Annotated in this window: 27 protein-coding genes, 1 pseudogene and 1 riboswitch; of the genes and pseudogenes, 27 read left to right on the top strand and 1 reads right to left on the bottom strand. The window is 45.5% G+C overall.

All coding sequences use genetic code 11. The features are described 5' to 3' along the window. The first annotated feature begins 4 nt into the window (after positions 1-4). From LCY76_RS13335 to LCY76_RS13275, 13 genes and pseudogenes are all read left to right on the top strand, one after another. The gene (locus LCY76_RS13335) at positions 5-1,168 is read left to right on the top strand and encodes a D-alanyl-D-alanine carboxypeptidase family protein (RefSeq protein ID WP_419714947.1); all 1,164 of its coding nucleotides are present in this window, start codon (positions 5-7) and stop codon (positions 1,166-1,168) included. A gap of 110 nt (positions 1,169-1,278) precedes the next feature. Beyond that, complete coding sequence (gene spoIIAA, locus LCY76_RS13330) at positions 1,279-1,629, top strand: anti-sigma F factor antagonist (protein ID WP_053357993.1); 351 nt, start codon at positions 1,279-1,281, stop codon at positions 1,627-1,629. A 1-nt stretch (position 1,630) separates the two neighbouring features. Next, positions 1,631-2,071: an anti-sigma F factor gene (gene spoIIAB / locus LCY76_RS13325; RefSeq protein WP_248253039.1), complete on the top strand. Its 441-nt coding sequence runs from the start codon at positions 1,631-1,633 to the stop codon at positions 2,069-2,071. A gap of 12 nt (positions 2,072-2,083) precedes the next feature. Further along, positions 2,084-2,839: an RNA polymerase sporulation sigma factor SigF gene (gene sigF, locus LCY76_RS13320; protein WP_091004811.1), complete on the top strand. Its 756-nt coding sequence runs from the start codon at positions 2,084-2,086 to the stop codon at positions 2,837-2,839. A gap of 165 nt (positions 2,840-3,004) precedes the next feature. Further along, positions 3,005-3,628: a stage V sporulation protein AA gene (locus LCY76_RS13315; protein ID WP_248253038.1), complete on the top strand. Its 624-nt coding sequence runs from the start codon at positions 3,005-3,007 to the stop codon at positions 3,626-3,628. After that, positions 3,618-4,040, top strand: a complete 423-nt coding sequence (locus tag LCY76_RS13310; RefSeq protein ID WP_091004814.1) for a stage V sporulation protein AB — start codon at positions 3,618-3,620, stop codon at positions 4,038-4,040. Before LCY76_RS13315 ends, LCY76_RS13310 begins: the two co-directional genes overlap by 11 nt. A 16-nt stretch (positions 4,041-4,056) precedes the next feature. Further along, positions 4,057-4,512 (top strand): stage V sporulation protein AC, encoded by a 456-nt coding sequence (gene spoVAC, locus LCY76_RS13305; RefSeq protein ID WP_248253037.1) that lies wholly within the window; start codon positions 4,057-4,059, stop codon positions 4,510-4,512. 13 nt (positions 4,513-4,525) lie between these two features. Then, positions 4,526-5,545, top strand: a complete 1,020-nt coding sequence (gene spoVAD, locus LCY76_RS13300; RefSeq protein ID WP_248254672.1) for a stage V sporulation protein AD — start codon at positions 4,526-4,528, stop codon at positions 5,543-5,545. Beyond that, the gene (gene spoVAE, locus LCY76_RS13295) at positions 5,545-5,895 is read left to right on the top strand and encodes a stage V sporulation protein AE (protein ID WP_062235246.1); all 351 of its coding nucleotides are present in this window, start codon (positions 5,545-5,547) and stop codon (positions 5,893-5,895) included. Before spoVAD ends, spoVAE begins: the two co-directional genes overlap by 1 nt. 5 nt (positions 5,896-5,900) lie before the next feature. Beyond that, positions 5,901-6,500 carry a stage V sporulation protein SpoVABEA gene (gene spoVAEA / locus LCY76_RS13290; RefSeq protein WP_248253036.1) on the top strand — a complete coding sequence of 200 codons (600 nt, stop codon included), beginning with the start codon at positions 5,901-5,903 and terminating at the stop codon, positions 6,498-6,500. After that, positions 6,460-7,940: pseudogene (locus LCY76_RS13285) on the top strand (spore germination protein). The gene spoVAEA and the pseudogene LCY76_RS13285 overlap by 41 nt, the downstream one beginning before the upstream one ends. 69 nt (positions 7,941-8,009) lie before the next feature. Then, a riboswitch (Lysine riboswitch) is annotated at positions 8,010-8,186 on the top strand. Positions 8,187-8,291: 105 nt separating this feature from the next. Then, on the top strand, positions 8,292-9,617 hold the full coding sequence (lysA, locus tag LCY76_RS13280) for a diaminopimelate decarboxylase (RefSeq protein WP_248253035.1): 1,326 nt from the start codon (positions 8,292-8,294) through the stop codon (positions 9,615-9,617). A gap of 82 nt (positions 9,618-9,699) precedes the next feature. Further along, the gene (locus LCY76_RS13275) at positions 9,700-10,134 is read left to right on the top strand and encodes a peptidylprolyl isomerase (protein WP_053358003.1); all 435 of its coding nucleotides are present in this window, start codon (positions 9,700-9,702) and stop codon (positions 10,132-10,134) included. A 58-nt stretch (positions 10,135-10,192) separates the two neighbouring features. Here the strand turns inward: LCY76_RS13275 and LCY76_RS13270 are convergent, their stop codons facing one another. Next, entirely contained in the window at positions 10,193-10,711 is a 519-nt protein-coding gene (locus LCY76_RS13270) for a DUF309 domain-containing protein (protein ID WP_248253034.1), read from the bottom strand. A gap of 126 nt (positions 10,712-10,837) precedes the next feature. Between LCY76_RS13270 and LCY76_RS13265 the strand changes: the two genes are divergently transcribed. The 14 genes from LCY76_RS13265 to LCY76_RS13200 all read left to right on the top strand — a co-directional run bounded on the left by LCY76_RS13265 (position 10,838) and on the right by LCY76_RS13200 (position 23,584). Beyond that, positions 10,838-11,593 carry a segregation/condensation protein A gene (locus LCY76_RS13265; RefSeq protein WP_248253033.1) on the top strand — a complete coding sequence of 252 codons (756 nt, stop codon included), beginning with the start codon at positions 10,838-10,840 and terminating at the stop codon, positions 11,591-11,593. Then, positions 11,590-12,174 carry an SMC-Scp complex subunit ScpB gene (scpB, locus tag LCY76_RS13260; protein WP_091004825.1) on the top strand — a complete coding sequence of 195 codons (585 nt, stop codon included), beginning with the start codon at positions 11,590-11,592 and terminating at the stop codon, positions 12,172-12,174. The genes LCY76_RS13265 and scpB overlap by 4 nt, the downstream gene beginning before the upstream one ends. Before the next feature lie 21 nt (positions 12,175-12,195). Further along, on the top strand, positions 12,196-12,558 hold the full coding sequence (locus LCY76_RS13255; protein ID WP_248253032.1) for a hypothetical protein: 363 nt from the start codon (positions 12,196-12,198) through the stop codon (positions 12,556-12,558). A gap of 105 nt (positions 12,559-12,663) precedes the next feature. Beyond that, on the top strand, positions 12,664-13,752 hold the full coding sequence (locus LCY76_RS13250; protein WP_248253031.1) for a type III polyketide synthase: 1,089 nt from the start codon (positions 12,664-12,666) through the stop codon (positions 13,750-13,752). Between the two features lie 6 nt (positions 13,753-13,758). Continuing rightward, complete coding sequence (locus tag LCY76_RS13245) at positions 13,759-14,319, top strand: isoprenylcysteine carboxyl methyltransferase family protein (protein ID WP_272885610.1); 561 nt, start codon at positions 13,759-13,761, stop codon at positions 14,317-14,319. 74 nt (positions 14,320-14,393) lie between these two features. Continuing rightward, on the top strand, positions 14,394-15,566 hold the full coding sequence (locus LCY76_RS13240; protein ID WP_248253029.1) for a D-alanyl-D-alanine carboxypeptidase family protein: 1,173 nt from the start codon (positions 14,394-14,396) through the stop codon (positions 15,564-15,566). Further along, positions 15,559-16,152, top strand: coding sequence for a nucleoside recognition domain-containing protein (locus LCY76_RS13235; protein ID WP_053358010.1), 594 nt, complete (start codon positions 15,559-15,561; stop codon positions 16,150-16,152). Before LCY76_RS13240 ends, LCY76_RS13235 begins: the two co-directional genes overlap by 8 nt. Positions 16,153-16,155: 3 nt before the next feature. Continuing rightward, a complete protein-coding gene (locus LCY76_RS13230; RefSeq protein WP_248253028.1) occupies positions 16,156-16,686 on the top strand; it encodes a spore maturation protein in 531 nt (176 codons plus the stop codon). Positions 16,687-16,792: 106 nt separating this feature from the next. After that, entirely contained in the window at positions 16,793-17,542 is a 750-nt protein-coding gene (locus LCY76_RS13225) for a pseudouridine synthase (RefSeq protein WP_053358012.1), read from the top strand. A 52-nt stretch (positions 17,543-17,594) separates the two neighbouring features. Then, positions 17,595-18,122 carry a thiol-disulfide oxidoreductase ResA gene (gene resA / locus LCY76_RS13220; RefSeq protein ID WP_091004834.1) on the top strand — a complete coding sequence of 176 codons (528 nt, stop codon included), beginning with the start codon at positions 17,595-17,597 and terminating at the stop codon, positions 18,120-18,122. 14 nt (positions 18,123-18,136) lie between these two features. Next, positions 18,137-19,750 carry a cytochrome c biogenesis protein ResB gene (gene resB, locus LCY76_RS13215; RefSeq protein ID WP_248253027.1) on the top strand — a complete coding sequence of 538 codons (1,614 nt, stop codon included), beginning with the start codon at positions 18,137-18,139 and terminating at the stop codon, positions 19,748-19,750. Positions 19,751-19,769: 19 nt separating this feature from the next. Beyond that, positions 19,770-20,960, top strand: a complete 1,191-nt coding sequence (gene ccsB, locus LCY76_RS13210; RefSeq protein WP_248253026.1) for a c-type cytochrome biogenesis protein CcsB — start codon at positions 19,770-19,772, stop codon at positions 20,958-20,960. A 117-nt stretch (positions 20,961-21,077) separates the two neighbouring features. Then, on the top strand, positions 21,078-21,797 hold the full coding sequence (locus LCY76_RS13205) for a response regulator (protein ID WP_053358016.1): 720 nt from the start codon (positions 21,078-21,080) through the stop codon (positions 21,795-21,797). Next, positions 21,794-23,584: an ATP-binding protein gene (locus LCY76_RS13200; protein WP_248253025.1), complete on the top strand. Its 1,791-nt coding sequence runs from the start codon at positions 21,794-21,796 to the stop codon at positions 23,582-23,584. The genes LCY76_RS13205 and LCY76_RS13200 overlap by 4 nt, the downstream gene beginning before the upstream one ends. The last annotated feature ends 110 nt before the right edge of the window (positions 23,585-23,694 follow it).

Here is a 23,694-nt window from a genome sequence, read left to right as displayed (position 1 = left end):
TGCAATGAAACGATACATAGTGGTTGCTGTTGCGATGGCACTCCTGCTATCCGTTGGCGGAGGTCGTACGTTTGCTGCTGAAAAAACATTAAAGCTTGCTCCAAATTCTTCATCTGCCATTTTAATCGAGCGTGATACAGGTACGGTATTATTTAATAAGAACAGCCATAAAAAACTGCCGCCTGCGAGCATGACAAAAATTATGACGATGATTTTAATCATGGAAGCACTGGATTCCGGTAAAATTAAACTTACTGATCCCGTCCGGGTAAGTGAGTATGCTGCGTCAATGGGAGGATCTCAAATTTTCCTTGAGCCGGGCGAAGAGATGACCGTTCATGACATGATAAAAGGAATCGCCATCGGCAGTGCCAATGATGCTTCTGTCGCGATGGCTGAGAAAATCGGAGGATCCGAGTCTTCTTTCGTAGACATGATGAACAAAAAAGCAAAACAGCTGAGACTCAATGAGACATTCTTTAAAAATGTGACGGGACTGCCTGCAGCCGGCCACTATTCTTCTGCTCACGATATGGCAATCATGGGCAAGGAACTTTTGAAGCATGAAGAGATTACGAAATATACCGGCCTTTACGAAGAATACCTTCGCCAAAACACATCGAAAAAATTCTGGCTCGTGAACACGAACAGGCTTGTAAAGTTTTATCCAGGGACAGACGGTTTGAAAACCGGATTTACCCAGGAGGCCAAGTATTGCCTTACAGCTACAGCTAAAAAGCATGATATGCGTGTCATCGCTGTTGTGATGGGTGCACCGAATCCGAAGGAACGGAACAAGCAGATCACCGAAATGTTTGATTATGCATTCTCTCAGTACGCAACTAAGAAATTGTATGATCGCCATCAAATTGTGAAGCAGGTTAAAATCCAGAAGGGGAACAAGCAGAGGCTGGCGGTTGTAACTTCTGAAAGTATTTCTGTCCTTTCCAAACGCGGTGAAAAAGAAAACAAAGTGAATCCACAGATCACAGTGACTCCTGATCTGAAGATGCCGATCAAAAAAGGCCAGCAGGTAGGAACACTCAGTATTGTTAAAGGTGGAAAAACGATCACCAAAAGCCCGCTGCTTGCATCTGAGAATGTGAAGAGCGCTTCATGGTGGAGTTTATTTAAACGTACGATTGGCCATATGGCAAAATCGTCTTAATTGCATGATTTGACTAATATGGACGAATCCGCACTAGTTTTGTAATAGTGGAGGATTTTGTCCTTTTTTTATCGAAACATTTTCGTATCAAGAAAAAGGAGGAGAGAAAGTTGAGTCTTAACATCGGGCTGGAGATTAAGCATACCGTTTTATGTATACGCCTTGAAGGGGAACTGGACCATCATACTGCTGATGAACTGAGGTCAAAGGTTGATGATATTTTAAAGAGCAAAAAGATTGAACATATCATGCTGAACCTTGAAGGTTTGGCTTTCATGGACAGTTCTGGCCTCGGCGTTATCCTGGGCAGGTATAAACAGATCAAGAACAATCACGGTGAGATGGTGGTATGCGCGATCTCTCCGGCAGTTAAACGTCTATTCGACATGTCTGGCCTCTTTAAGATTATAAGGCTGGAAGAAAATGAAGAATATGCCCTACAAACACTGGGGGTGGCTTAACATGAGAAACGAAATGAAAATCCAGTTTTCGGCGCTGAGCCAGAATGAATCGTTCGCGAGGGTTACTGTCGCTGCTTTTATTGCCCAGCTGGATCCGACGGTGGATGAATTGACAGAGATTAAGACGGTCGTCTCTGAAGCGGTAACCAATGCTATTATTCATGGCTATGAGAATCGTGCGGATGGAGTCGTATACATTGAAGTCACTATTGATGAAGATACGGTTAAGCTGACAATCAGAGATAAGGGGATAGGAATCCAGGATCTCGACGAGGCGAGACAGCCGCTGTTCACTTCAAAACCGGAGCTTGAACGGTCTGGAATGGGCTTTACGATCATGGAGAATTTTATGGATGAGGTGGAAGTGATCTCAGAACCTTCCTATGGCACCACGATTCACTTGACTAAATTCCTGGCAAAAAATAAAGCGGTTATCAATTAAGGGGTATGCCTTATGGATGTCGAGGTTAAAGGCGGTAAGAATGAATCGTACTTTAAGGATGAGGAAATCAAGTTATTGATCAAACGAAGCCAGGAAGGCGACCAAACTGCCCGTGATTTGATCGTGGAGAAGAACATGCGCCTTGTCTGGTCAGTCGTACAGCGTTTTATCAACAGAGGATACGAACCGGACGATCTTTTTCAAATCGGAAGCATCGGCCTCCTAAAGTCGGTTGATAAGTTCGACCTGAGTTATGACGTACGTTTTTCTACGTATGCCGTTCCGATGATCATCGGAGAGATCCAGCGGTTCATCCGGGATGATGGTACAGTAAAGGTCAGCAGATCGCTGAAAGAAATGGGGAACAAAGTAAGGAAAGCGAAGGATGAATTGTCAAAAGGTCTTGGCAGAACACCTACTGTCAATGAAGTCGCCGAAAAGCTGGAGATCACCGTTGAGGAAGTCGTGCTTGCACAGGAAGCTGTACGTGCACCGACGTCCATCCACGAGACCGTCTATGAAAACGACGGAGATCCTATCACACTTCTTGACCAAATCGCAGATACAGCTGATAACAAGTGGTTTGACAAAATCACCTTGCAGGAGGCCATCGAATCTCTAGATGAAAGGGAGCGGGTTATCGTTTATCTCCGCTACTACAAAGACCAGACACAATCGGAAGTGGCTGAGCGCCTTGGCATCTCACAGGTCCAAGTCTCTCGCCTTGAAAAGAAAATATTAGCTCAGATGAAAAGCCAGATGGATTAACCAGTCCATTTGGCTTTTTTATTTTGTAAAGATTTTGCATAGATGGAATGTCAAGCTCGGCGCTTTTTCTTTTGGCAATTGATGGATAATCCAGGTATGAAGAATGAGACAACTTTACCAAATACATACTAAAAACGAATGTCGAAGAAAACAGGAGGCACAACCATGGAGGAATCTACTGTTTACATACGTATGAGACAAAAGGTTCAGGTTGTTCTTCATCAGCCCGTTACACTGGGAACGGCCGCACAGATTGTCGCATCATCTGCAGCTGCCAAAAAGCTGCAGGACCTGATTGTTCATCAAGTAAAACCGGCAGATAAGCATCTGGTGGTTCTTGATGTTATGAAGGTCGTGAAACAGATTCAGGATGTTCTGCCAAATTGTGATATCCAAACGGTAGGTCCAGCCCAAACGATACTTGAAATACAATTTAAAAAGAAGAAAATGGCACCTGTATATTTTGTACTTGTTTGGCTGCTCCTATTTATCGGTTCAGCCCTTGCCATTATGAATTTTCACGAGGATGTAAGCATGCAGGTGGTCCATCAGAAGATCTATTTTATGATTACCGGCAGCTATAACAATCAGCCTCTTCTTCTGCAGATTCCCTATTCATTTGGGCTTGGGCTCGGAATGGTCTTATTTTTTAACCATGTGTTCAAGAAGAGGCTGAACGAGGAACCGAGTCCTCTGGAAGTTGAAATGTTTAAATACCAGCAGGATCTGGATCAGTATGTCGTTATTCATGAGAACAAAGAGACCGAGAAGAAGATCCATGGAGATTAAGAGTGTTTTCCTTGCTTTTATCGGTTTAGGCGGTGGTATTGCTGTAGGATCGGGATTTGTTGCTTTTTTAACGGTTCTTGGGATTATTCCCCGGCTGATGCAGCTAAGTAAAACGTACTGTTTTATACGGGCTTATGAGTGGAGTGTTGTGTTAGGGGCAGTGATCGGGGGATGGCTGAACTTGAGAAATGCCTCCATCCATTCCTCGCCGCTGCTTCTCATTCCAATCGGGATCTTTTGCGGTGTATTTATCGGTATGCTTGCCGCGGCCTTAACCGAAGTGCTGAACGTACTCCCGATCCTGGCAAAAAGAATCGGGTTCGGAGAAAAACTTCTCGTGATACTAATGGCGATCGTATTAGGAAAAGTGTTGGGATCTTTGTTTCATTGGATGGTATACGTAAATCAATAAGACAGGAGAAATGAACATGTCCAGTAAAGAACAGCAGCAGGCTTATGCCGAAAAAATCAAACCCTTGCAGCCGAAACCACCTTATTTCATAAACTGCCTGAAGGCATTTTTGGTGGGTGGATTCATCTGCATTATAGGTGAAGCCCTTCAGAAGTTTTATATGACCTATTTCAACTTTAATGAACAGACAGCAGGCAATCCAACTGCAGCTACACTGATCCTCATCGCGGCTTTGCTGACAGGCATCGGGGTGTATGACAAGATCGGACAGTTCGGCGGCGCAGGATCAGCTGTGCCGGTTACAGGGTTCGCCAACGCTATAACGAGCGCCGCTCTTGAACACAAGAGTGAAGGGATCGTATTAGGAATTGCTACCAACTTATTCAAACTTGCAGGTGCAGTTATTGTTTTCGGAGCTGTATCAGCCTATATCTTCGGAATGATCAGGTATGCGTTTAAAATACTAATGTAAAGGAACGATGGATATGAAACTGCTCGGCAGACAAACGTGGAAATTTGGAGAACAGGTCTTTTTAAATTCAACAGGAACGGCGGTAGGCCCAATGGAAAGTGAAGGCCCGCTCGGAGCGATGTTTGATGTAAAGTACAACGAACTTCATTGTAATGAAAAGAACTGGGAACTCGCAGAGCGCCGTTTGATGGAAGATTCAATCACGAGCTGTCTGAACAAGGCAAAATTGTCAAACGAGGATATTAATTTTTTCCTTGCAGGCGATCTGCTCAATCAGGTTGTAACAGCAAACTATGTGGCAAGAGCTAATGAAATTCCTTTCCTTGGTGTCTTCGGAGCCTGTTCCACTTCGATGGAATCTCTTGCAGTCGGTGCTGCCCTGGTGGATGGGGGCTACGCCAATCGGGTAGTGGCAGCCGTAAGTTCACATAACGCTACAGCTGAACGCCAATTCCGGTACCCGACTGAATATGGCGGACAGAAGCCGGATACGGCAACGTTCACGGTGACAGGAGCGGGGGCTGCTCTCGTCAGCAGAGAACCATCATCCATAAAAATAACCTCAGCCACGATTGGAAAAGTAAAAGACTTTGGGATCAAGGATCCTTTTGATATGGGTTCAGCGATGGCGCCTGCAGCAGCAGATACTATCGCGGCTCACCTTAAAGAGACAGGGAATGACCCGGATTACTACGATTTAATCGTAACAGGGGATCTTTCAGCAGTCGGTTCACCGATCGTTAAGATGCTCTTAAGTGAGCAAGGAGTAGATATCTCAAAGAATCACAGAGATTGCGGTCTGATGATGTACCGTCCTGATCAGGAAGTGTTTGCCGGCGGAAGCGGCTGTGCCTGCTCTGCAGTCGTAACATACGGCCACCTTGTAAAAGAACTTCAATCAGGTAATTTGACCCGGATTTTAGTCGTAGCCACTGGGGCACTCCTGAATCCGACGATGATGCAGCAGAAAGAATCCATTCCAACGATTGCTCACGGAGTAGTTCTTGAAAGTACAAAGGAGGTGCTTAAGTAATGGAGTATTTATGGGCATTTTTAGTCGGAGGCGCCATATGTGTAGTCGGCCAGCTCATGATGGATGTGTTTAAATTAACTCCTGCACACGTCACCACCTCCTTTGTTGTCGTTGGAGCAGCGCTGGATGCATTTGGAATTTATGATAATCTTATTAAATTTGCAGGTGCAGGAGCTACTGTTCCGATCACGAGCTTTGGGCATAACCTGCTGCATGGTGCGATGGCATCAGCAGACGATCATGGGTTTATTGGAATAGCCATGGGAATCTTTGAACTGACTTCTGCCGGTATCTCATCTGCCATTCTATTCGGTTTTCTGGTCGCATTAATATTTAAGCCTAAGGGGTGAAAACATTGGGAAAGAAGCGTGTCATCCTCATTACAGACGGAGATTTATATGCTTTGCGAGCAGTAGAGCATGTAGCCAGAAAAATAGGTGGACGCTGTATTTCCCAGTCCTGGGGGAACCCTTCGAAAATAAGCGGGCACCAGCTTGTAAGAATGATAATGCAGACGCCCCACGATCCCGTCCTCGTCATGTTCGATGATTGCGGATTCCGCGGCGAAGGCCCGGGAGAACTCGCAATGAGAATTGTGTGCAGCCAACCGGACATCGAGGTCCTCGGCGCAATAGCTGTCGCATCCAAAACCCATCATTCGGAATGGACTAAAGTTCATTTTTCCATTGACCGGTATGGGAGCTTTACAGAATACGGGATTGACAAGAGTGGTGTTCCCGATTTTGAGACAGGCAGGATCAACGGAGATACCGTCTATATACTTGATGAATTGAACCTCCCGATCGTCATCGGTATCGGTGATATCGGAAAGATGGCCGGCCATGACGCAGTGGAAAAAGGAGCCCCGATTACAAGTATGGCGGTTGAAACCATTTTAGAAAGGAGCGGTTATAATGCAGGGGTCGAAAGAAAGGCAAAAGACACCAATCAGTAAAAAAATCCAAGAGAACGAACAGCAGCTGAAATCACGGCTGGGCATCGGAATCAGCTTTGATGTGGGTGTCAGGAAACTGCATCTATTAAAAAAGAAGTCCAGATCTATTATTGCACTGGACTATGTGACAGCCTTTTCATCATTGAGATCATGAGAGAGCTCATGGATATGGACCATGGGCATCGGGCTCCCTCCAATGTGAAAGAAATACTTCATGAACATCTGTCTCACCAACAGGTGGAACTGACCGATAATTTGGAGATAGCCATTGACCGCATGCTTTCTGGATTGATTGCTGTCTTTCTTGAAGGGGAAGACCAAGCTTTCATCGTGGATGTCCGTAGCTATCCGGGCAGGCAGCCGGAAGAACCGGACACTGAAAAGGTCGTCCGCGGCTCCCGTGATGGATATACGGAAAATATAATTGTCAATACTGCTCTTACCCGCAGGCGGATCAGAGATGAACGGCTCCGCCACGAAATAATGCAGGTCGGTAAACGATCCAAAACAGATATCTGTATCTGCTATATTGATGACATTGCCGATCCCGGGCTCGTTAAGCTTGTCAAACAAGAATTGCAGAGCATTGACATCGACGGTATTCCAATGGCGGATAAAACGATCGAAGAATTTCTCGTAAAGCAAGGATGGGATCCTTTTCCGCTCGTCCGTTATACCGAGCGGCCGGATGTCGCCGCACAGCATCTCATGGAGGGGCATGTTTTGATTATTACGGATACAAGCCCATCGGTCATCATTACCCCGACTACTTATTTCCACCATATTCAGCATGCTGAAGAGTTCAGGCAGACCCCGATGGTAGGAGCTTTTATCAGATGGGTCCGTTTCGCAGGGATTATCGCTTCACTTTTACTTGTGCCTCTCTGGTACCTCTATGCTACTCAGGAAAACCTGCTTCCTCCTAATATTGATTTTATCGGTCCGAACAAGACGACGCATATTCCTTTATTTCTGCAGATCCTCTTTGCTGAGATCGGGATAGAAATATTGAGGGTAGCTGCTATCCATACCCCAAGTCCGCTGTCGACGGCGATGGGTTTGATCGCTGCCGTATTGATCGGACAGATCGCGATCGATGTCGGACTGTTTGTTCCTGAAGTTATTCTCTATGTTTCTATAGCGGCGATCGGCGGTTTCTCGACCCCAAGCTATGAGCTGAGTGTAGCCAATAAGATGCTCCGGCTTCTGCTGCTATTCTTAACTGCCATTTTCCATGTGCCTGGCTTTGTAGGTGGGGCCACCTTAATAATACTTTATCTGTGCTCGATGAAGAACTTGAATACCCCTTACTTATGGCCATTCATACCTTTTAATGCAAAAGCCTTCCTGCAGATTGTCATCCGGATCGCTGTGCCGCTCTCAAAGATCAGGCCAAGCATCGTCCATCCGCAGAACAGAAAAAAACAGCCGACTTCCTAAGAAGTATTGCCGAAGGAATAAATTTGTGATAAATTTGTTCATAACAATTGGATATGCCTCATTTATTGATAATGGGGTAGAGGCGCAAAGCGGATCAGTAGGATGATGGAGTGAATGGACATGAAGAAATCATTTTAAAGGCCAATTTGCCGAAGTGTGAAGATGGTCCATACATCCTCATGCTGGGTCGCTGCCGAACAGACAGCGGACTGTCACTGCATCATGCAGTGGAGAACTATTCCGGCAAATGGGGGTACGGTGTAAGACAGCTAATGTACCTTAATACATTAGCTGTCTTTGTTTTTCGTCGGAGCAGAATCTCTAATGGAAAAGCAGAAGGGAGATTTTTTCATGTATTTACATGGTACTAGTTCAATCAATGATGACAATCACTTAACAATTGGCGGGGTTGACACCGTTCAGCTGGCGCGTGAATATGGTACACCGCTTTATATTTATGATGTAGAGCTGATCCGAAAGCGTGCGAGGTCGTTCAAGAAAGCGTTTGAGGAACAAGGGATCAAAGCACAAGTGGCTTATGCAAGCAAAGCGTTCTCATGTTTGGCGCAAGTCCAGCTGATGGACGAGGAGGGAATGAGCCTGGATGTCGTATCAGGCGGGGAGCTGTATACCGCTCTTTCAGCTGGTTTTCCGGCAGATCGTATTCATTTTCATGGAAACAACAAAAGTTACGAGGAACTTCAATATGCTCTTCAATCGGAGATCGGATGTTTTGTTGTCGATAACTTTCATGAACTCCGCATGCTCGAAAGCCTTTGCAATCAGCTGAACAAGAACACATCCATCTTGCTGAGGATCACTCCGGGTATTGAAGCTCATACACACGAGTACATCCTGACTGGGCAGGAGGATTCCAAGTTCGGTTTTGACCTTCAGAACGGCCAGGCAGAACAGGCGGTTCTAGAGTCGCTTGAATCACACTGTCTGAACCTCTTGGGCGTTCATTTCCATATCGGTTCACAAATCTTTGAGACCACGGGATTTGTTCTGGCGATTCAAAAGCTTTACGAATATCTCGGTAAATGGGACAAAGAATTTTCTTTCTTTCCTGAAGTCCTGAACCTCGGAGGCGGATTCGGCATCCGCTATACAGAAGAAGATGAACCGCTCGAACCGAAAGAATACATTGACGCGATGATCCAGGAGATCACCAGGTTATCTACTAGCGCCTCTGTTGCTGTTCCGGAAATTTGGATTGAACCCGGGCGTTCACTGGTCGGAGATGCAGGAACGACCATCTACTCGATCGGCTCTCAAAAAGATATACCTTCTGTCCGTCATTATGTGGCTGTCGACGGGGGCATGAGCGATAACATTCGTCCTGCTCTATATCAAGCCCAGTATGAAGCCGCGCTTGCAAACCGTGCCGGTGAAAAAGGGACGAAAAAAGTTTCAATCGCCGGGAAATGCTGTGAATCAGGGGATATGCTGATCTGGGACATCATACTCCCGGAGACGAAGAGCGGAGACTTGCTCGCTGTCTTCTGCACGGGTGCTTATGGATATTCCATGTCCAACAACTATAACCGCATACCCCGGCCGGCGGTCGTTTTTGCTGAAAAAGGGGAAGCTCGCCTCGTTGTGAAAAGAGAGTCTTACGAAGATCTTTTACGCCTGGATCTTCCTTTAAAGAACGGCGTGTTTGCCGGCAATTAAGATGAGCCTGCTGACCTCGCTGGACTCTGGGCTAAAAAAAGCATAAAATAATGAAGTATGTTGAATTCAGGAGGTTATATCTATGAAAAAAGGTTCTATCGAATTTGAAAACGGTGAAAAAATTTCCATCGAGCTTTTTCCGGAAGAAGCACCGGGGACAGTAGCCAACTTTGAAAAATTAGCGAACGAAGGTTTCTATAATGGGGTAACATTCCATCGTGTGATTCCTGGTTTCGTAGCACAAGGCGGAGACCCGACAGGAACAGGTGCAGGCGGCCCTGGCTATACGATCAAATGCGAAACAGCCGGAAACCCTCACAAACACGTAGCTGGTTCTCTTTCAATGGCACATGCCGGCAAAGACACAGGCGGAAGCCAGTTCTTTATCGTTCATGAGCCGCAGCCGCATTTAAACGGCGTTCATACTGTTTTCGGACAAGTTACCGAAGGCATGGACACGGTTCTAAGAATCAAACAAGGCGATGTAATGAAAGAAGTTAAAGTTTGGGAAGAATAAGAATAGTGAAAACCCCCGGTTTCCCGGGGGTTTTTTTTGGGGATTTTCTAGTTGGGCTTCAGCTCTTCTTTTTCATCCGCAGCTGCTTTTGCGCTTCACGTTCTAAAATAACTTCACTCCGGTCACGCAGTTTATGCTTGTGCATGATCGTTTCATCCGCCATATTGCTTTCATTGCCCCAAACCGAGCCTTGTTTTTCGATACAGCGGCAGCACTGGTCCATGAGTGCTTCATCTGCAACAGGGAAATTCAGGTCTGTAAAAGGCTTTCGGCATTCGATCTCATCCAATCTTATCATGAGCCTTTCTAGCAGCGCTGTGCCATCAAGACCGAGCCTCGTGAGATCCTCTTTATGTGCGGTCAGTTTACCGATTGCGCTCTTCATCATTCTGAACGCTCCAATGTCATTGCCTCTGCGCTGATGGTAGAGTGAGACCGCGACCTGGATCAATCCGACCCAGACGCCGTTTTGCTGACCTTCGCTTTTCCAATGCTCTTCAAGTACTTCATGGCATTCGAAAAAGTCCCTCGATCCGTGGAAGTAGGCAAGGTATTCAATGTATGCTTCTGGGTACATCAATGGCCTCCTGGTTTTCTTTTTACAGTCTATCTTACTAAAAATTTTAAGATGCAAAAAGGAACTGTGTTTAAAATATGGTATAATTCCGGTACAATATTGAATTTGGAAACAGGGGTTACTACTATGAAGTATAGCGTGAAAGTCGATGCATTTGAAGGTCCTCTCGATCTGCTCCTGCATCTGATCACTTCGTACGAGATCGATATATACGATATACCCGTTGCTGCGATTACAGAGCAATATATGAACTATATACATACGATGCAGGAATTAAAATTGGATGTCGCCAGTGAATACCTGGTCATGGCGGCAACGCTTCTCGCCATCAAGAGCAAGATGCTGCTCCCAAAACAGGACGTACTGGATCTTGATCAGCAGATGGAGATTGAGATGGATGAAGATCCCCGGGAAGATCTCGTACGCAGGCTTATTGAATATCGAAAATTTAAGCAGGCGGCAGTCGGCCTGAAGGAGAAAGAAACGGCCAGAAGCATGATCTTTACAAGAGAGGCTATGGATCTGACGTACTATGAAAACCAAGAAGAAGAGATCAATCCCGTAGCTAACGTAACGATCTATGATATGCTCGCCGCAATGCAGAAGATTTTTACTAAAAAACTCGAGAAGGCGCCGAGAAAAACAACGATTGAGCGCCAGGAGATCCCGATTGAGACAAGGATGAAGCAGATCATCAATGAGATCCGTTATTCGAGCGGCAGAAAGAAATTTTCCGATCTTTTCACCTCCTCAAACCGGGAACATCTTGTTGTCACTTTTCTGGCTGTGCTGGAGTTAATGAAGACAAAAGATGTGACATGTGAGCAAGAAAACAATTTTAGCGAAATTTTTATTTATGCAACAAAGGAGAATGAAGTTTGAGTCAATCAGCAGAACATAAAGCGGTCATTGAAGGGCTAATATTTGTTTCGGGGGAAGAGGGTATTGAAAAAAAGCAGATAGCAGACGTTCTGCAGATCAGCATGGATGCGGCTGAAGAGCTTCTTGATGAGCTGGTCAAAGACTACAAGTCTGATACGAGAGGCATGGAAATCATTGAAATCGCCGGTTCATTCCAGTTTGTTACGAAGCGCGAACATGCCGGCTATTATGAAAGGCTTGTATCTGCTCCCTCCCACTCCAGCCTGTCACAGGCCGCTTTGGAAACACTTGCAATCATCGCCTATAAACAGCCGATCACGAGGGCTGAAATAGAGGAAGTCAGAGGGGTAAAGACTGAAAAGCCGCTGCAGACGCTCTCTTCTAAAGGGCTCATCAAAGAAACAGGCCGTGCAGAAGGAACCGGCCGGGCTATTCTATACGGTACGACAAAGAATTTTCTGGAGCATTTTGGTTTAAAGTCATTGCACGAACTTCCGCCGCTCCCTGAGAAAGTGAACGATCAATCGATTGAAGAGGAAGCGGATCTGTTTTTTTCAAAGTTTCAAGAAACGATGGAATAATGGGAACAGGAGTTGACGGCCTTGAAAATTAGAGCATGTACAGGATATGAGCTGGAAAAGGAAAAGCCGAACTCGCCGGAAGATTTTTTTAACCGTTCAGAAGTATTCTATGAACAAGAAGGACAAGAAAAAAGTTTTCAGCTTCTTTACGTGAGATATTTTGAAGAACAGCTCCTGCCGCGCATCTCGGAACAATTAATCACGGATGATGGAGAGCAGCTGGCGATTAAAGACATAGCAGCCCTGGTTTGCTTGCTTCATTTGAAGGATGCCCTGGAAAGAAGAAGACTTTACATGAACAGGGAGGAAAACTTTCTTTCTCTCTTTCAGAACGTGGATTGGTCTGAAGTGAAAAAGATTTGGAAAACGGTAAAACAGCAATAAAAAAACGTCTCCTTAATGGAGGCTTTTTTTATTAGAAAGAAATAAGGGCGTAAAACCGGTATTAAAAGGGAAAACTTATGTAACTACCCATACGGAGGTTTCAACATGCCCAAAATTGTATCCGTTCAAACAACGAATCTTCCACATAAACTGGAACAAGAACAGGCTCTCGAATTTGCACGGGGATTATTTTCTCAGTCATTTAAAGATATTGAGAGACTTCTTAAGGTGTTTCACAATGGCGAGATTGCGACCCGCCATTTTGCGAAGCCGCTGGAGTGGTTCAAAGAAACGCACTCTTTTCAGGAGAAGAACGATTTTTACATCGAAACCGCAACCAAGTATGGCGGAAGAGCGATTAAAAAATGTCTGCAGGATTCTCCCTTTTTAAGAAGGAATATTGAATATAAGGAGATTGATGCGATTTTCTTTATTTCCAGTTCAGGTTTTTCCACACCGAGCATTGAGGCAAGAATCATGAATGAACTGCCTTTCTCACCTCATACAAAACGGGTGCCGATCTGGGGGCTTGGCTGTGCGGGAGGGGCATCGGGTTTTTCCCGAGCCTATGATTATTGCCGGGCGTATCCGAGAGCAAACGTCCTCGTACTGAGTGTGGAGCTGTGCAGCTTAACGTTTCAGCATGATGATCACAGTAAAAGCAACCTTGTAGGCACATCGCTTTTTTCAGACGGGGTCGGCTGTGCGCTTCTTTGCGGCGATGAGTCGGATGCGGCAGAAGCCTCAGCACTTCAAGCGATACCTGAAGTGAAAGATACGATGTCCACACTTATGCCGAACTCTGAAGAGGTCATGGGGTGGGATGTGAAAGATAACGGACTCTATGTGGTATTTTCAAGGGACATACCGAATATCATCCGGGGCTGGCTGAAACCGAACGTGGACGGGTTCCTCGAAAAGAACAGCTTAACCGGCAGGGATATCAAACACTTTATCGCTCATCCGGGAGGAAAAAAAGTATTAGATGCCTACATTGATGCTCTTGAGATACCGCCGGAAAAGACAGAGATTTCCAAAGCCGTGCTGAAGGAGTTTGGCAATATGTCGTCAGCTACGGTGTTTTATGTGATGGAAAGGTTTATGGCAAGAATGCCTGAACGGGGTGAAACCGGACTGATGGCAGCGCTTGGACCCGGTTTTTCTTCTGAACTGCTATACATACAATGGACATAAGGGGGGATGATCGTGTTTTTTCTTTTTCTAGGTGCACTGATTCTTCAAAGGCTTGCAGAGCTAGTAATCGCAAGGAGGAATGAAACGTTTCTTTTTTCTAAAGGGGCGTTTGAAGCAGGACAGGAACATTACAAATGGATGGTGGCGATTCATGCTTCATTTTTTGTCTCATTGCTCCTTGAAGTCCCACTATTCCATAAAGAGCCTGCCTCCTGGTGGTGGATCCCTTTCTCTCTTTTTTTACTCGCCCAGATGGCCCGTGTTTGGTGCCTCAGATCGCTCGGAGCCTTTTGGAACACGAAAATTATTATTCTGCCTGGGGCCCAAGTGGTGGCAAGTGGGCCTTACAAATATATCAGACACCCAAACTATTGTATCGTAACCATGGAGATCATCACGATCCCTCTTGTCTTTCAGGCCTATTTCACAGCTCTTCTTTTTCTTGTTTTAAACGCTGTTATCCTATCTGTCCGAATTCCGGCAGAAGAGAAAGCCCTTCAGGAGGCAACCGATTACGGACAGCGATTCGACGGGAAACACAGATTCTTACCTGGTGACGAAACATAATTGGATATAATTTACCATCATAACCGTCCTGTTTTTGCATAAACTTGTACAAAACAACTAAGGACGGGATACTAATGCTCTATACATCGAAAAAATGGATACTGCCGATATTAATAGCCGTAATGGTCTTTCCTTACGCGCCATTTTCAGCTCATGCTGATGGTCCTGGTGTTTCCGCGAGAGCTGCTATCCTCATGGATCAGGATTCAGGAAGAATCCTTTATGCCAGAAATGAACACCGGCCGATGCGGATCGCCAGCATCACCAAAATCATGACTGCTATACTCGCGATTGAATCCGGAAAACTTCAGGACCGTGTGACGGTCAGCGAAAAAGCGACCAAAACGGAAGGTTCTTCACTTTATTTAAAACCAGGTGAGCATATTTCCCTAAATGATCTGGTATATGGTTTAATGCTTCGCTCAGGGAATGATTCAGCTGTAGCCATCGCAGAGTATGTCGGAGGAAGCCTTGATGGTTTCGTTTACATGATGAATCAAAAAGCTCGGGAAATCGGCATGAAGAACACGCTTTTCCGCAACCCGCACGGACTTGATGATCATGATGACCATTACTCCACCGCCTATGATATGGCGGTGCTCACACGTTATGCCATGGAGAATCCTCAGTACCGAGAGATATCGTCCTCTGCTATCTACCGGTCTCCTCAAGAAGGCGAGAAGTGGGATCGGGTTTGGCGAAACAAAAATAAAATGCTTAAACGGTATCCCTATTCTACGGGAGGAAAGACAGGCTATACCAGGCTTGCAAAACGAACACTCGTATCGACAGCCAAGAAAGACGGAATGGGGCTCATTGCGGTAACGCTGAACGATCCGGATGACTGGGAAGATCATGCAGTTATGTTTAATTGGGGCTATCGGACGTTTCACCTTGCCAGCATCGTGAAAAAAGGGGTCGTTGACGGAATCAAGCTGAAAGCCTATAAAAATAAGATTGAAGCTTCAAGAGATTTTCGATACCCTCTCATGAAAAGCGAGAAAAAAGAAGTTCAGAAATCAGTCACTCTATACCAGCCTCCAAAAGGAGGGAAGTGGAAAGAAGGAGCCATTCCCAAACCGATTGGAAAAATGAAAGTCATGCTGGGGGAAACGATGATCGCCGATCTGCCTTTATATTATGAAGGAAAAGGATTGGTGAAGGAAGACAGCAAGACATTCTGGAGTGTGTTCAAGGACATGGTGGCTTCCCTTTTCTCAATCAGCTCAGGTGTAAGACATGGTTAATTACATCTGGGTGGGGATGATGGTGACAGGGTTCATTGTCGCCATGCTGACTGGAAACGTCGATAAGGTGAACGCGGCTGTTTTTAAAAGCGCACAGGAAGCAGTAACGATCAGTCTAGGTATGGTCAGTATCCTTGTTTTTTGGCTCGGCCTCATGAAAATTGCCGAAAAGGGCGGACTGCTGGAAATGCTTGCCCTTCTGTTCCGTCCAATCGTCAAGCGCCTCTTTCCGGATGTGCCCGAAGGCCATCCTGCACTCGGCTATATTTTATCCAATATGGTAGCTAATCTTTTTGGCCTTGGAAACGCAGCCACACCAATGGGGATCAAAGCGATGGAACAGCTGAAGAAACTGAACGGCGGGAAAAATGAAGCGAGCCGCTCGATGATCACCCTGCTGGCGATCAACACATCAAGCATCACGCTGATTCCAACAACGATTATAGCGATCAGAATGAATTATGGATCTTCCAATCCTACAGACATTGTCGGGACTACGCTGCTCGCAACGGGAGTCTCGACGGTGTTTGCACTTTGTATTGACCGTTTTTTCTATTATCGGTCAAGCAGGAAGGGGAAGAAATAGATTATGAGTTTCATAAATTCATTTTCAATCTGGTTTATCCCATTTTTGATCGGCTTTATTTTACTGTATGGAACAGTAAAAAAAGTTTCGACCTATGAAGCCTTTGTAGAAGGCGGAAAAGAAGGGTTCTCCCTCGCTGTCTCCATGATACCTTATCTGGTCGGAATGCTCGTTTCTATATCCGTGTTCCGGGCTTCAGGTGCGCTTGATCTCTTGCTTGATTTCGGGAAACCGTTCTTTGATTTTATTCACGTCCCCGGAGAAGTGGTGCCGCTCGGTCTGATGCGCACCATTTCAGGAAGCGGAGCACTTGGTATAACCTCTGATCTTATCGCTTCCAACGGGCCTGATTCATTCATAGGCAGACTGGCCTCTACGATTCAAGGAAGCACAGATACGACGTTCTATGTTTTAACCGTCTACTTTGGAGCGGTCGGCATCCGCAAGATGGGGTACGCGCTGAAAGTAGGACTCCTTGCTGACCTGATTGGATTTATCGCTTCTATCATCGTCGTTACCATCGTATTTTCATAGAACACACCGAACCCACAAATGTTCGGTGTGTTTTTGTGTGAAGAACATTGAAGCTCAGCTTGAGAAATGGAAGTGTAGAGAGTATGATGTTAAATGAGGTGAAATCATGGAACGTTTACAAAAAGTAATTGCCCAGAGCGGCATTACATCAAGGCGAAAAGCTGAAGAATTAATATTGGAAGGAAAAGTTAAAGTCAATGGAACCGTTGTGCAGGAGCTTGGTACGAAGGTTTCTCCAAAAGACCGCATCGAAGTAAATGGAGTGCAAATAGAAAGGGAACAGCCTGTATACTTTCTGATGTACAAGCCTTCGGGTGTCATCACTGCTGTTTCGGACGACAAAGGTAGAAAGGTTGTTACGGATTATTTTCAGGATATCGTGGAAGAGCGGATCTTTCCGGTCGGCCGTTTGGACTATGACACTTCTGGTGTTTTGATCATGACCAACGACGGTGCATTTGCCAATGAACTAATGCATCCGAAATATAAGGTGGACAAATCGTACATCGCGAAAGTAAAAGGTATTCCCGAACGTGAAGTGCTGAAAAAGCTTGAAAAGGGGGTCGTGCTGGAAGATGGCAAGACCGCGCCTGCAAAAGTGAAGTTCATCTCAGGGGACAGGAAGAAACAGACCTCTATTATTGAACTGATCATACACGAAGGTAGAAACCGGCAAGTCAGAAGAATGTTTGAAGCGATCGGACATCCGGTGATGAAACTGAAGAGGGAGCGTTATGCTTTTTTAGATGTGAAAGGGCTGAATCCAGGCGAATTCAGAGAACTGACGCCGCATGAAGTGAAACAGCTGCGCAACCAAGCTGTCACACAACCGTCAAAAAAGAGAGGCCATAAATAAAATTTCAAGCGTTATAGTTAAGTTGGGAACATATAAAATGGGGGCGTCATAATTGAAAAAGAAAAGAAGACTGGTGTTTCGCTCAATTCTTCTTGCCGTCATAGCTCTTGCCGTCGGTTATACCTTTTACAATAATGTGTTTCAAGATAAGAGCGGCAGTGTGCAAAAGGGCGATAAGGCACCTGATTTTGAGCTGACGGATCTGCAGGGAAACAAAGTCCAGCTGTCAGATTACAAAGGAAAAGGAGTGTTCTTGAACTTCTGGGGAACATGGTGCAAGCCTTGTCAGCGCGAGATGCCATATATGCAAAAGGAATATAAAGAGTATCAGAAACATGGAGTAGAGATTCTGGCCGTCAACGTTGGAGAATCCAATGTTTCTGTGAAAAATTTTGCGGACCGCTTTCATCTGTCCTTTCCTATTCCACTCGATGGTTCGCGGGAAGTGACGAAGGCTTATGGCATCGGACCGATTCCTACAACATTCCTTGTTGATAAGAACGGAAACATCATTGAGAAAACGAGTGAATCACTTTCTAATGAAACGATTAAAGAGTATATGGAAAAAATCAAGCCGTAACGGGGTGTGCAAATTTGAAAACGATACAATGTGAATGCGGCCACAAGAATCCGTTCGGAACTGAGATTTGTGAATCGTGCGGGAAGCCGTTAAGCAACGAAAATTCGCGCGAACTGATCAACATGAGGTATGAGGGCAGCGCGATTCGTTCCCAGACCTATAACAAAACGTTTATTGATAAGATCTGGAACTTCTTTTCATCCGTAAAAGTGGGCATTGGAATCATTATTGTTATTTTAATAGCAGCAGCAATCGGCACCATTTTCCCGCAAGAAATGTACATACCTCCCAATGTGGATCCAACGACGTATTATAAACAGGAATACGGGACACCGGGACAAATCTTCTATCTGCTCGGTTTTCACAACCTATATGGTTCTTGGTGGTTTTTACTGCTCCTTGCAGCTCTTGGTATTTCTCTCATTATCGTGAGCATCGACAGGGGCGTTCCTCTTTACAGGGCGCTTAAACACCAGCGGGTGACACGCCATGAAAGCTTTATGAAGAGGCAGCGTCTTTTTGCGGTTTCTGATCATGGGATCTCACTTGAGCAGGTGAAGAAGGTTCTGTCAGGCAAACGCTACAGAATTAAAGAAGATAACGGCAACATACTGGCAGAGAAAAACCGGTTTTCCAGATGGGGCCCTTATGTGAACCATACCGGGCTCATCATCTTTTTGATCGGAGCCATGCTTCGCTTTTTCCCGGGTATGTATACAGATCAGACTCTTTGGATCAGAGAAGGGGAAACGACTGCTGTACCTGGAACGAAAACAGACGAAGGCCAGTATTATTTAAAGAACCATAAGTTTGTTATGGAGCTCTACAATAAAAAGGACAAGCAGTTCTCCAACGCACTAAACCAGGTGGGCAACGAGGTGCCGAAGAACTATCAGAGCAATATCACGCTCTATCATGCAAATCCTGCCCAAGTTGTAGGAGCAGATCCGGAACTGAAGAAAGTTAAAGATGCTAAGATTAAAGTGAATGAGCCGCTGACATTCGGGGATTATGCCCTATATCAAGTAGATTTCAAGCTGAACGAGTTTCATAGAATGAACCTGAAGCTTGAAAAGAAATCGACGGGGAAAAGCTTTGGGGAAATCAAGATCAATCTCTTTAATCCAAAGTCGGCGTATGATCTTGGAAACGGCTACAAAGTGAAAATGGTTGAATACTTCCCGAACTTTAAGCTCGATGAAGACGGCCAGCCGACAACAGAAAACAGCGTGCCCGACAACCCGGCATTCGTATTTAAGATGTTTACCCCAGAGACGCCAAAAGGAGAAACCGCTTTTATAGGAATTCGTAAGAACGTAGAAGCCGGCAACAACAAGTATAAGATGACCTTCTCCGGTCTCGGAACGAAAAACGTATCAGCGTTAACCGTCAAGAAGGACAGAACACTTCCAATCATTATTGTTGGCGGAATTATCTTCATGCTTGGGGTGGTCCAGGGACTGTACTGGAATCACCGCAGAATTTGGATTCAGCAGAAAAACGGGCAATTATGGATTGCTGCCCATACGAATAAAAACTGGTTTGGCCTGAAAAAAGAAATGCAGGCCATTTCGGAGGAATCCGGGCTGGTCATGCCTGTTGACCAAAGTGACGAAAAAAGCGCTTAAGCCCTGACTGGAGGTTATTATGGCTCAACTTAGCAGTAATTTGCTTTATATTGCATTTATTATTTATTTAATCGCAACAGCTGTCTTTGCCATGTCTCTTTCTGACAAAAAAGGAAAGGAAAAAGCAGCCTATACTAAGAAATGGGGAAGAACTGGGTATGTACTTTCCATTCTGGGCTTCATCTCGCAGCTTGGATATTTCGTTACGCGATGGATCGCGAGCGGTCATGCACCGGTCAGCAACCTGTTTGAATTCACTACTTTCTTTGGGATGATGATGGTGTTTGCTTTCATCCTTTTATATGGCATTTACAGAACAAATGCCCTTGGGGTGTTCGCGATGCCGATCGCCCTGCTGGTCATCGCATATGGCAGCATGTTCCCGAAAGATATCGCACCGCTCATTCCGGCACTTCAAAGTGATTGGCTGAAAATACACGTAACGACTGCAGCCCTCGGCGAAGGCATCCTGTCCATCTCATTTGCGGCAGGGTTCATCTACCTGATTCGCGTGGTTGATCAGAGCATTTCATCCAAAAAGACAAAGATGCTTGAGATCATTATGTATCTGCTCTTGTGTGTACTCGGTTTCGTTCTTGTAAGTGCGATTTCTTCAGCAGCCGGCTATGAGACGAAGTTTGATTGGACGGACAAGAGGGATCAAAAAACGGAGTTGACGTACAATGTGCCGGCTCTCGTAGGCCCTCCAAACGGAACACAGACAGACAATCATTTCGGACCGCTACTGAAATCTCCATCCTGGATGAATGGTGATGAAGCACCAAAGAAATTTAACACATTCATCTGGTCCCTGCTCATGGGCGGAGTACTTTATGGCATCATCCGGCTGATCTTAAGAAAGCGGATCGCCGCAGCCATTCAGCCAAAACTTATGAATCTTAAACCGGATCTTGTTGATGAGATCAGCTATCGTTCTGTTGCCATCGGTTTTCCTGTTTTCACACTTGGCGCACTCATTTTTGCGATGATCTGGGCACAGCAGGCATGGACAAGGTTCTGGGGATGGGATCCAAAAGAAGTATGGGCACTGATCACTTTCTTGTTCTATGCGGCCTATCTGCATTTTCGGCTTTCAAGAGGCTGGCATGGCGAGAAGTCTGCCTGGCTCTGCGTCATCGGATTCGTCATCATCATGTTTAACCTTGTTGCGGTTAACCTTGTGATATCCGGTCTTCATTCCTACGCATAATAAGCGCAGGCCTATACCCTTCATGTCAGGTTTGTTTCCTGGTATGAAGGGTTTTGTGATATACAAAGTGTTCATGTATGATAGAAGGGCAGATACATATGAAATGGAGGAACAGCAGTGGAAAAAGAAGCGAAAATTCTTGTTGTTGATGATGAAGAAAGGATTCGCAAGCTCTTAAAAATGTATCTTGAAAGAGAAAATTACGAAGTAGATGAAGCGGAGAACGGAGAGGAAGCGCTTGACTACTCTTTGACCTTAAATTACGACTTGATCTTGCTGGATGTGATGATGCCCGGCATGGATGGAATGGAAGTCTGTGAAAAACTCCGGCAAAGGAAAGCCACGCCTGTTATCATGCTAACGGCTAAAGGTGAGGAGATGAACCGGATACAAGGATTTGAATCCGGTGCTGACGACTATATCGTAAAACCGTTCAGCCCCAGAGAGGTTATCCTCAGAGTGAAGGCACTGCTGCGCAGGTCTTCATCTACCAAGTTCCTGCAAACTGAATCCGTCGCTAAAAATATCATCGTGTTTCCGCACCTGACGATCGATCATGACGCTCACCGCGTGATCGCTGGGGGAAAAGAAGTCAACCTAACTCCTAAAGAGTATGAACTGCTGTATTATCTGGCGAAGACCCCGGATAAAGTGTATGCAAGGGAGCAGCTTTTAAAAGATGTTTGGAACTATGAGTTCTTCGGAGATCTTCGGACGGTTGATACTCATGTCAAACGGCTGCGCGAGAAGCTAAATAAAGTTTCCCCTCAGGCAGCATCGATGATTGCGACAGTGTGGGGAGTGGGCTACAAATTTGAGGTAGCTGAACAAGAATGATCTGGCGCAGTGTAGTCGGAAAACTTTGGGTAACCATATTGCTTCTTGTTTCCGTAGTCCTTTTTATTTTAACAGTGTTGCTTACACAATTCGTAGAAAGATACCACGATGAACAAGCAGAGCAGCAGCTTACCAAGCTTGCCCAAAAAATGGTCGAGCTCGTGGAGCATTATGACAACAGGGAAGAGGCTTTGCGGATTTCCTCAGAGCTTGTCGACGCCTATTCATTAAATGCGATGTTCATCATGGATAAAAAAGAATACTATTCTCCGACACCGAGAAAGAATGAGGAACCGGACTTGCCAGTTAAGGTGTTCTTTAAAAATGATTCACTGGCGTCTGTCTACAAAAAAGGAAACAAAGTCGTCAAAAAAGGCGATTTTCCCGTTATGTCAAATGGTAAAGAAAAACATAACCGGCTGCTTATCGTCGGGCGGCCTTTTAAAATGGAGAACGGGAAAACGGGTGGGGTGTACATCTACCAGTCACTCGAAAACATCGCCGAAAGTACGAACTATACGAAGCGCCTTATCTTTTTATCAGCAGGAATTGCCATTATATTAACGACGATCTTTGCGTTCTTTCTTTCGAGCCGAATTACCGCCCCGCTGCGTAAAATGCGGGAGGCGGCCTCCCATATGGCCAGAGGAGAGTTTGATATGAAGGTTCCGATGCTGACGCACGATGAGATCGGAGAACTTGCCATGGCCTTTAACCGGATGGGAAGGCAGCTGAAAAACTTTATTACTGCGCTGAATCAGGAAAAAGAACAGCTCTCAGGAATCCTTAGTTCAATGGCAGACGGGGTTATTACCTTTGACAGGAGAATGAGCATACTTGTATCCAATCCGCCGGCTGAACGCTTCTTGCAGGCCTGGTATTATGAACAGGGGATGGACCGTAACAAAGATAAGACCGTGCCTGATCAGCTTACAGAGCTGTTTGAGAATGTTGTTACCCTTGAAAAAGAACAGTACATTGAAATTGATATTCAGGGGCGAAGCTGGGTGGTGCTCATGACGCCTCTCTATAACCAGTCCTATGTAAGGGGAGCTGTTGCCGTTTTACGGGACATGACAGAAGAAAGACGGTTGGATAAATTAAGAAAAGATTTTATCGCGAATGTCTCTCATGAACTCAGAACACCGATTGCCATGCTTCAAGGATACAGTGAAGCGATCGTTGATGATGTGGCCGGCTCCAAGGAAGAAGAAAAGGAAATCGTTAAGATTATACATGATGAATCTTTGCGCATGGGCCGCCTTGTAAATGAACTGCTAGATCTTGCGAGGCTTGAAGCGGGCCAGATGAAACTTCACCCCGTTATTGTATCTGTCACTGAATTTTTTGAACGGGTAGTCCGCAAATTCTATGGAATCGCGAGGGAAAGGGAAATCGAGCTCACACTGGATATCAATACAGATGGTACGGCAAGACTTGATCCTGACCGCATCGAACAAGTGTTGACCAACCTGATCGACAATGCACTCCGCCATACAGCCGGCAGCGGTAAAGTTTCTATCCGGGTCGGTTCCGCTGGGCAAGGATTGAAGATCGAGGTTACCGACAATGGATCAGGAATCGCAGAAGAAGATCTGCCTTTTGTTTTCGAACGGTTTTATAAAGCGGATAAAGCCAGAACACGGGGGAAGAAAGGCGGAACCGGGCTTGGCTTGGCGATCGCCAAAAATATCGTGGTCAGCCACAGCGGCACGATTTCTGTTCACAGCAAGCTGAACGAAGGTACGACATTTTCGATCTTTTTGCCGCTATCTGTTGAAGAATAGGAAAATACCTCGATTATTCTTGTTCCATAAGAAACAAATACACCATAAAACAAACGGCTGAAGTGAACTGCACTCCTCTTGTTAGGCACAACTAACAAAGGGAGGAGCAG

The organism is Fictibacillus marinisediminis (assembly GCF_023149135.1).
Taxonomy (GTDB): domain Bacteria; phylum Bacillota; class Bacilli; order Bacillales; family Fictibacillaceae; genus Fictibacillus_C; species Fictibacillus_C marinisediminis.
This window is presented reverse-complemented; position numbering and strand designations above follow the sequence as displayed.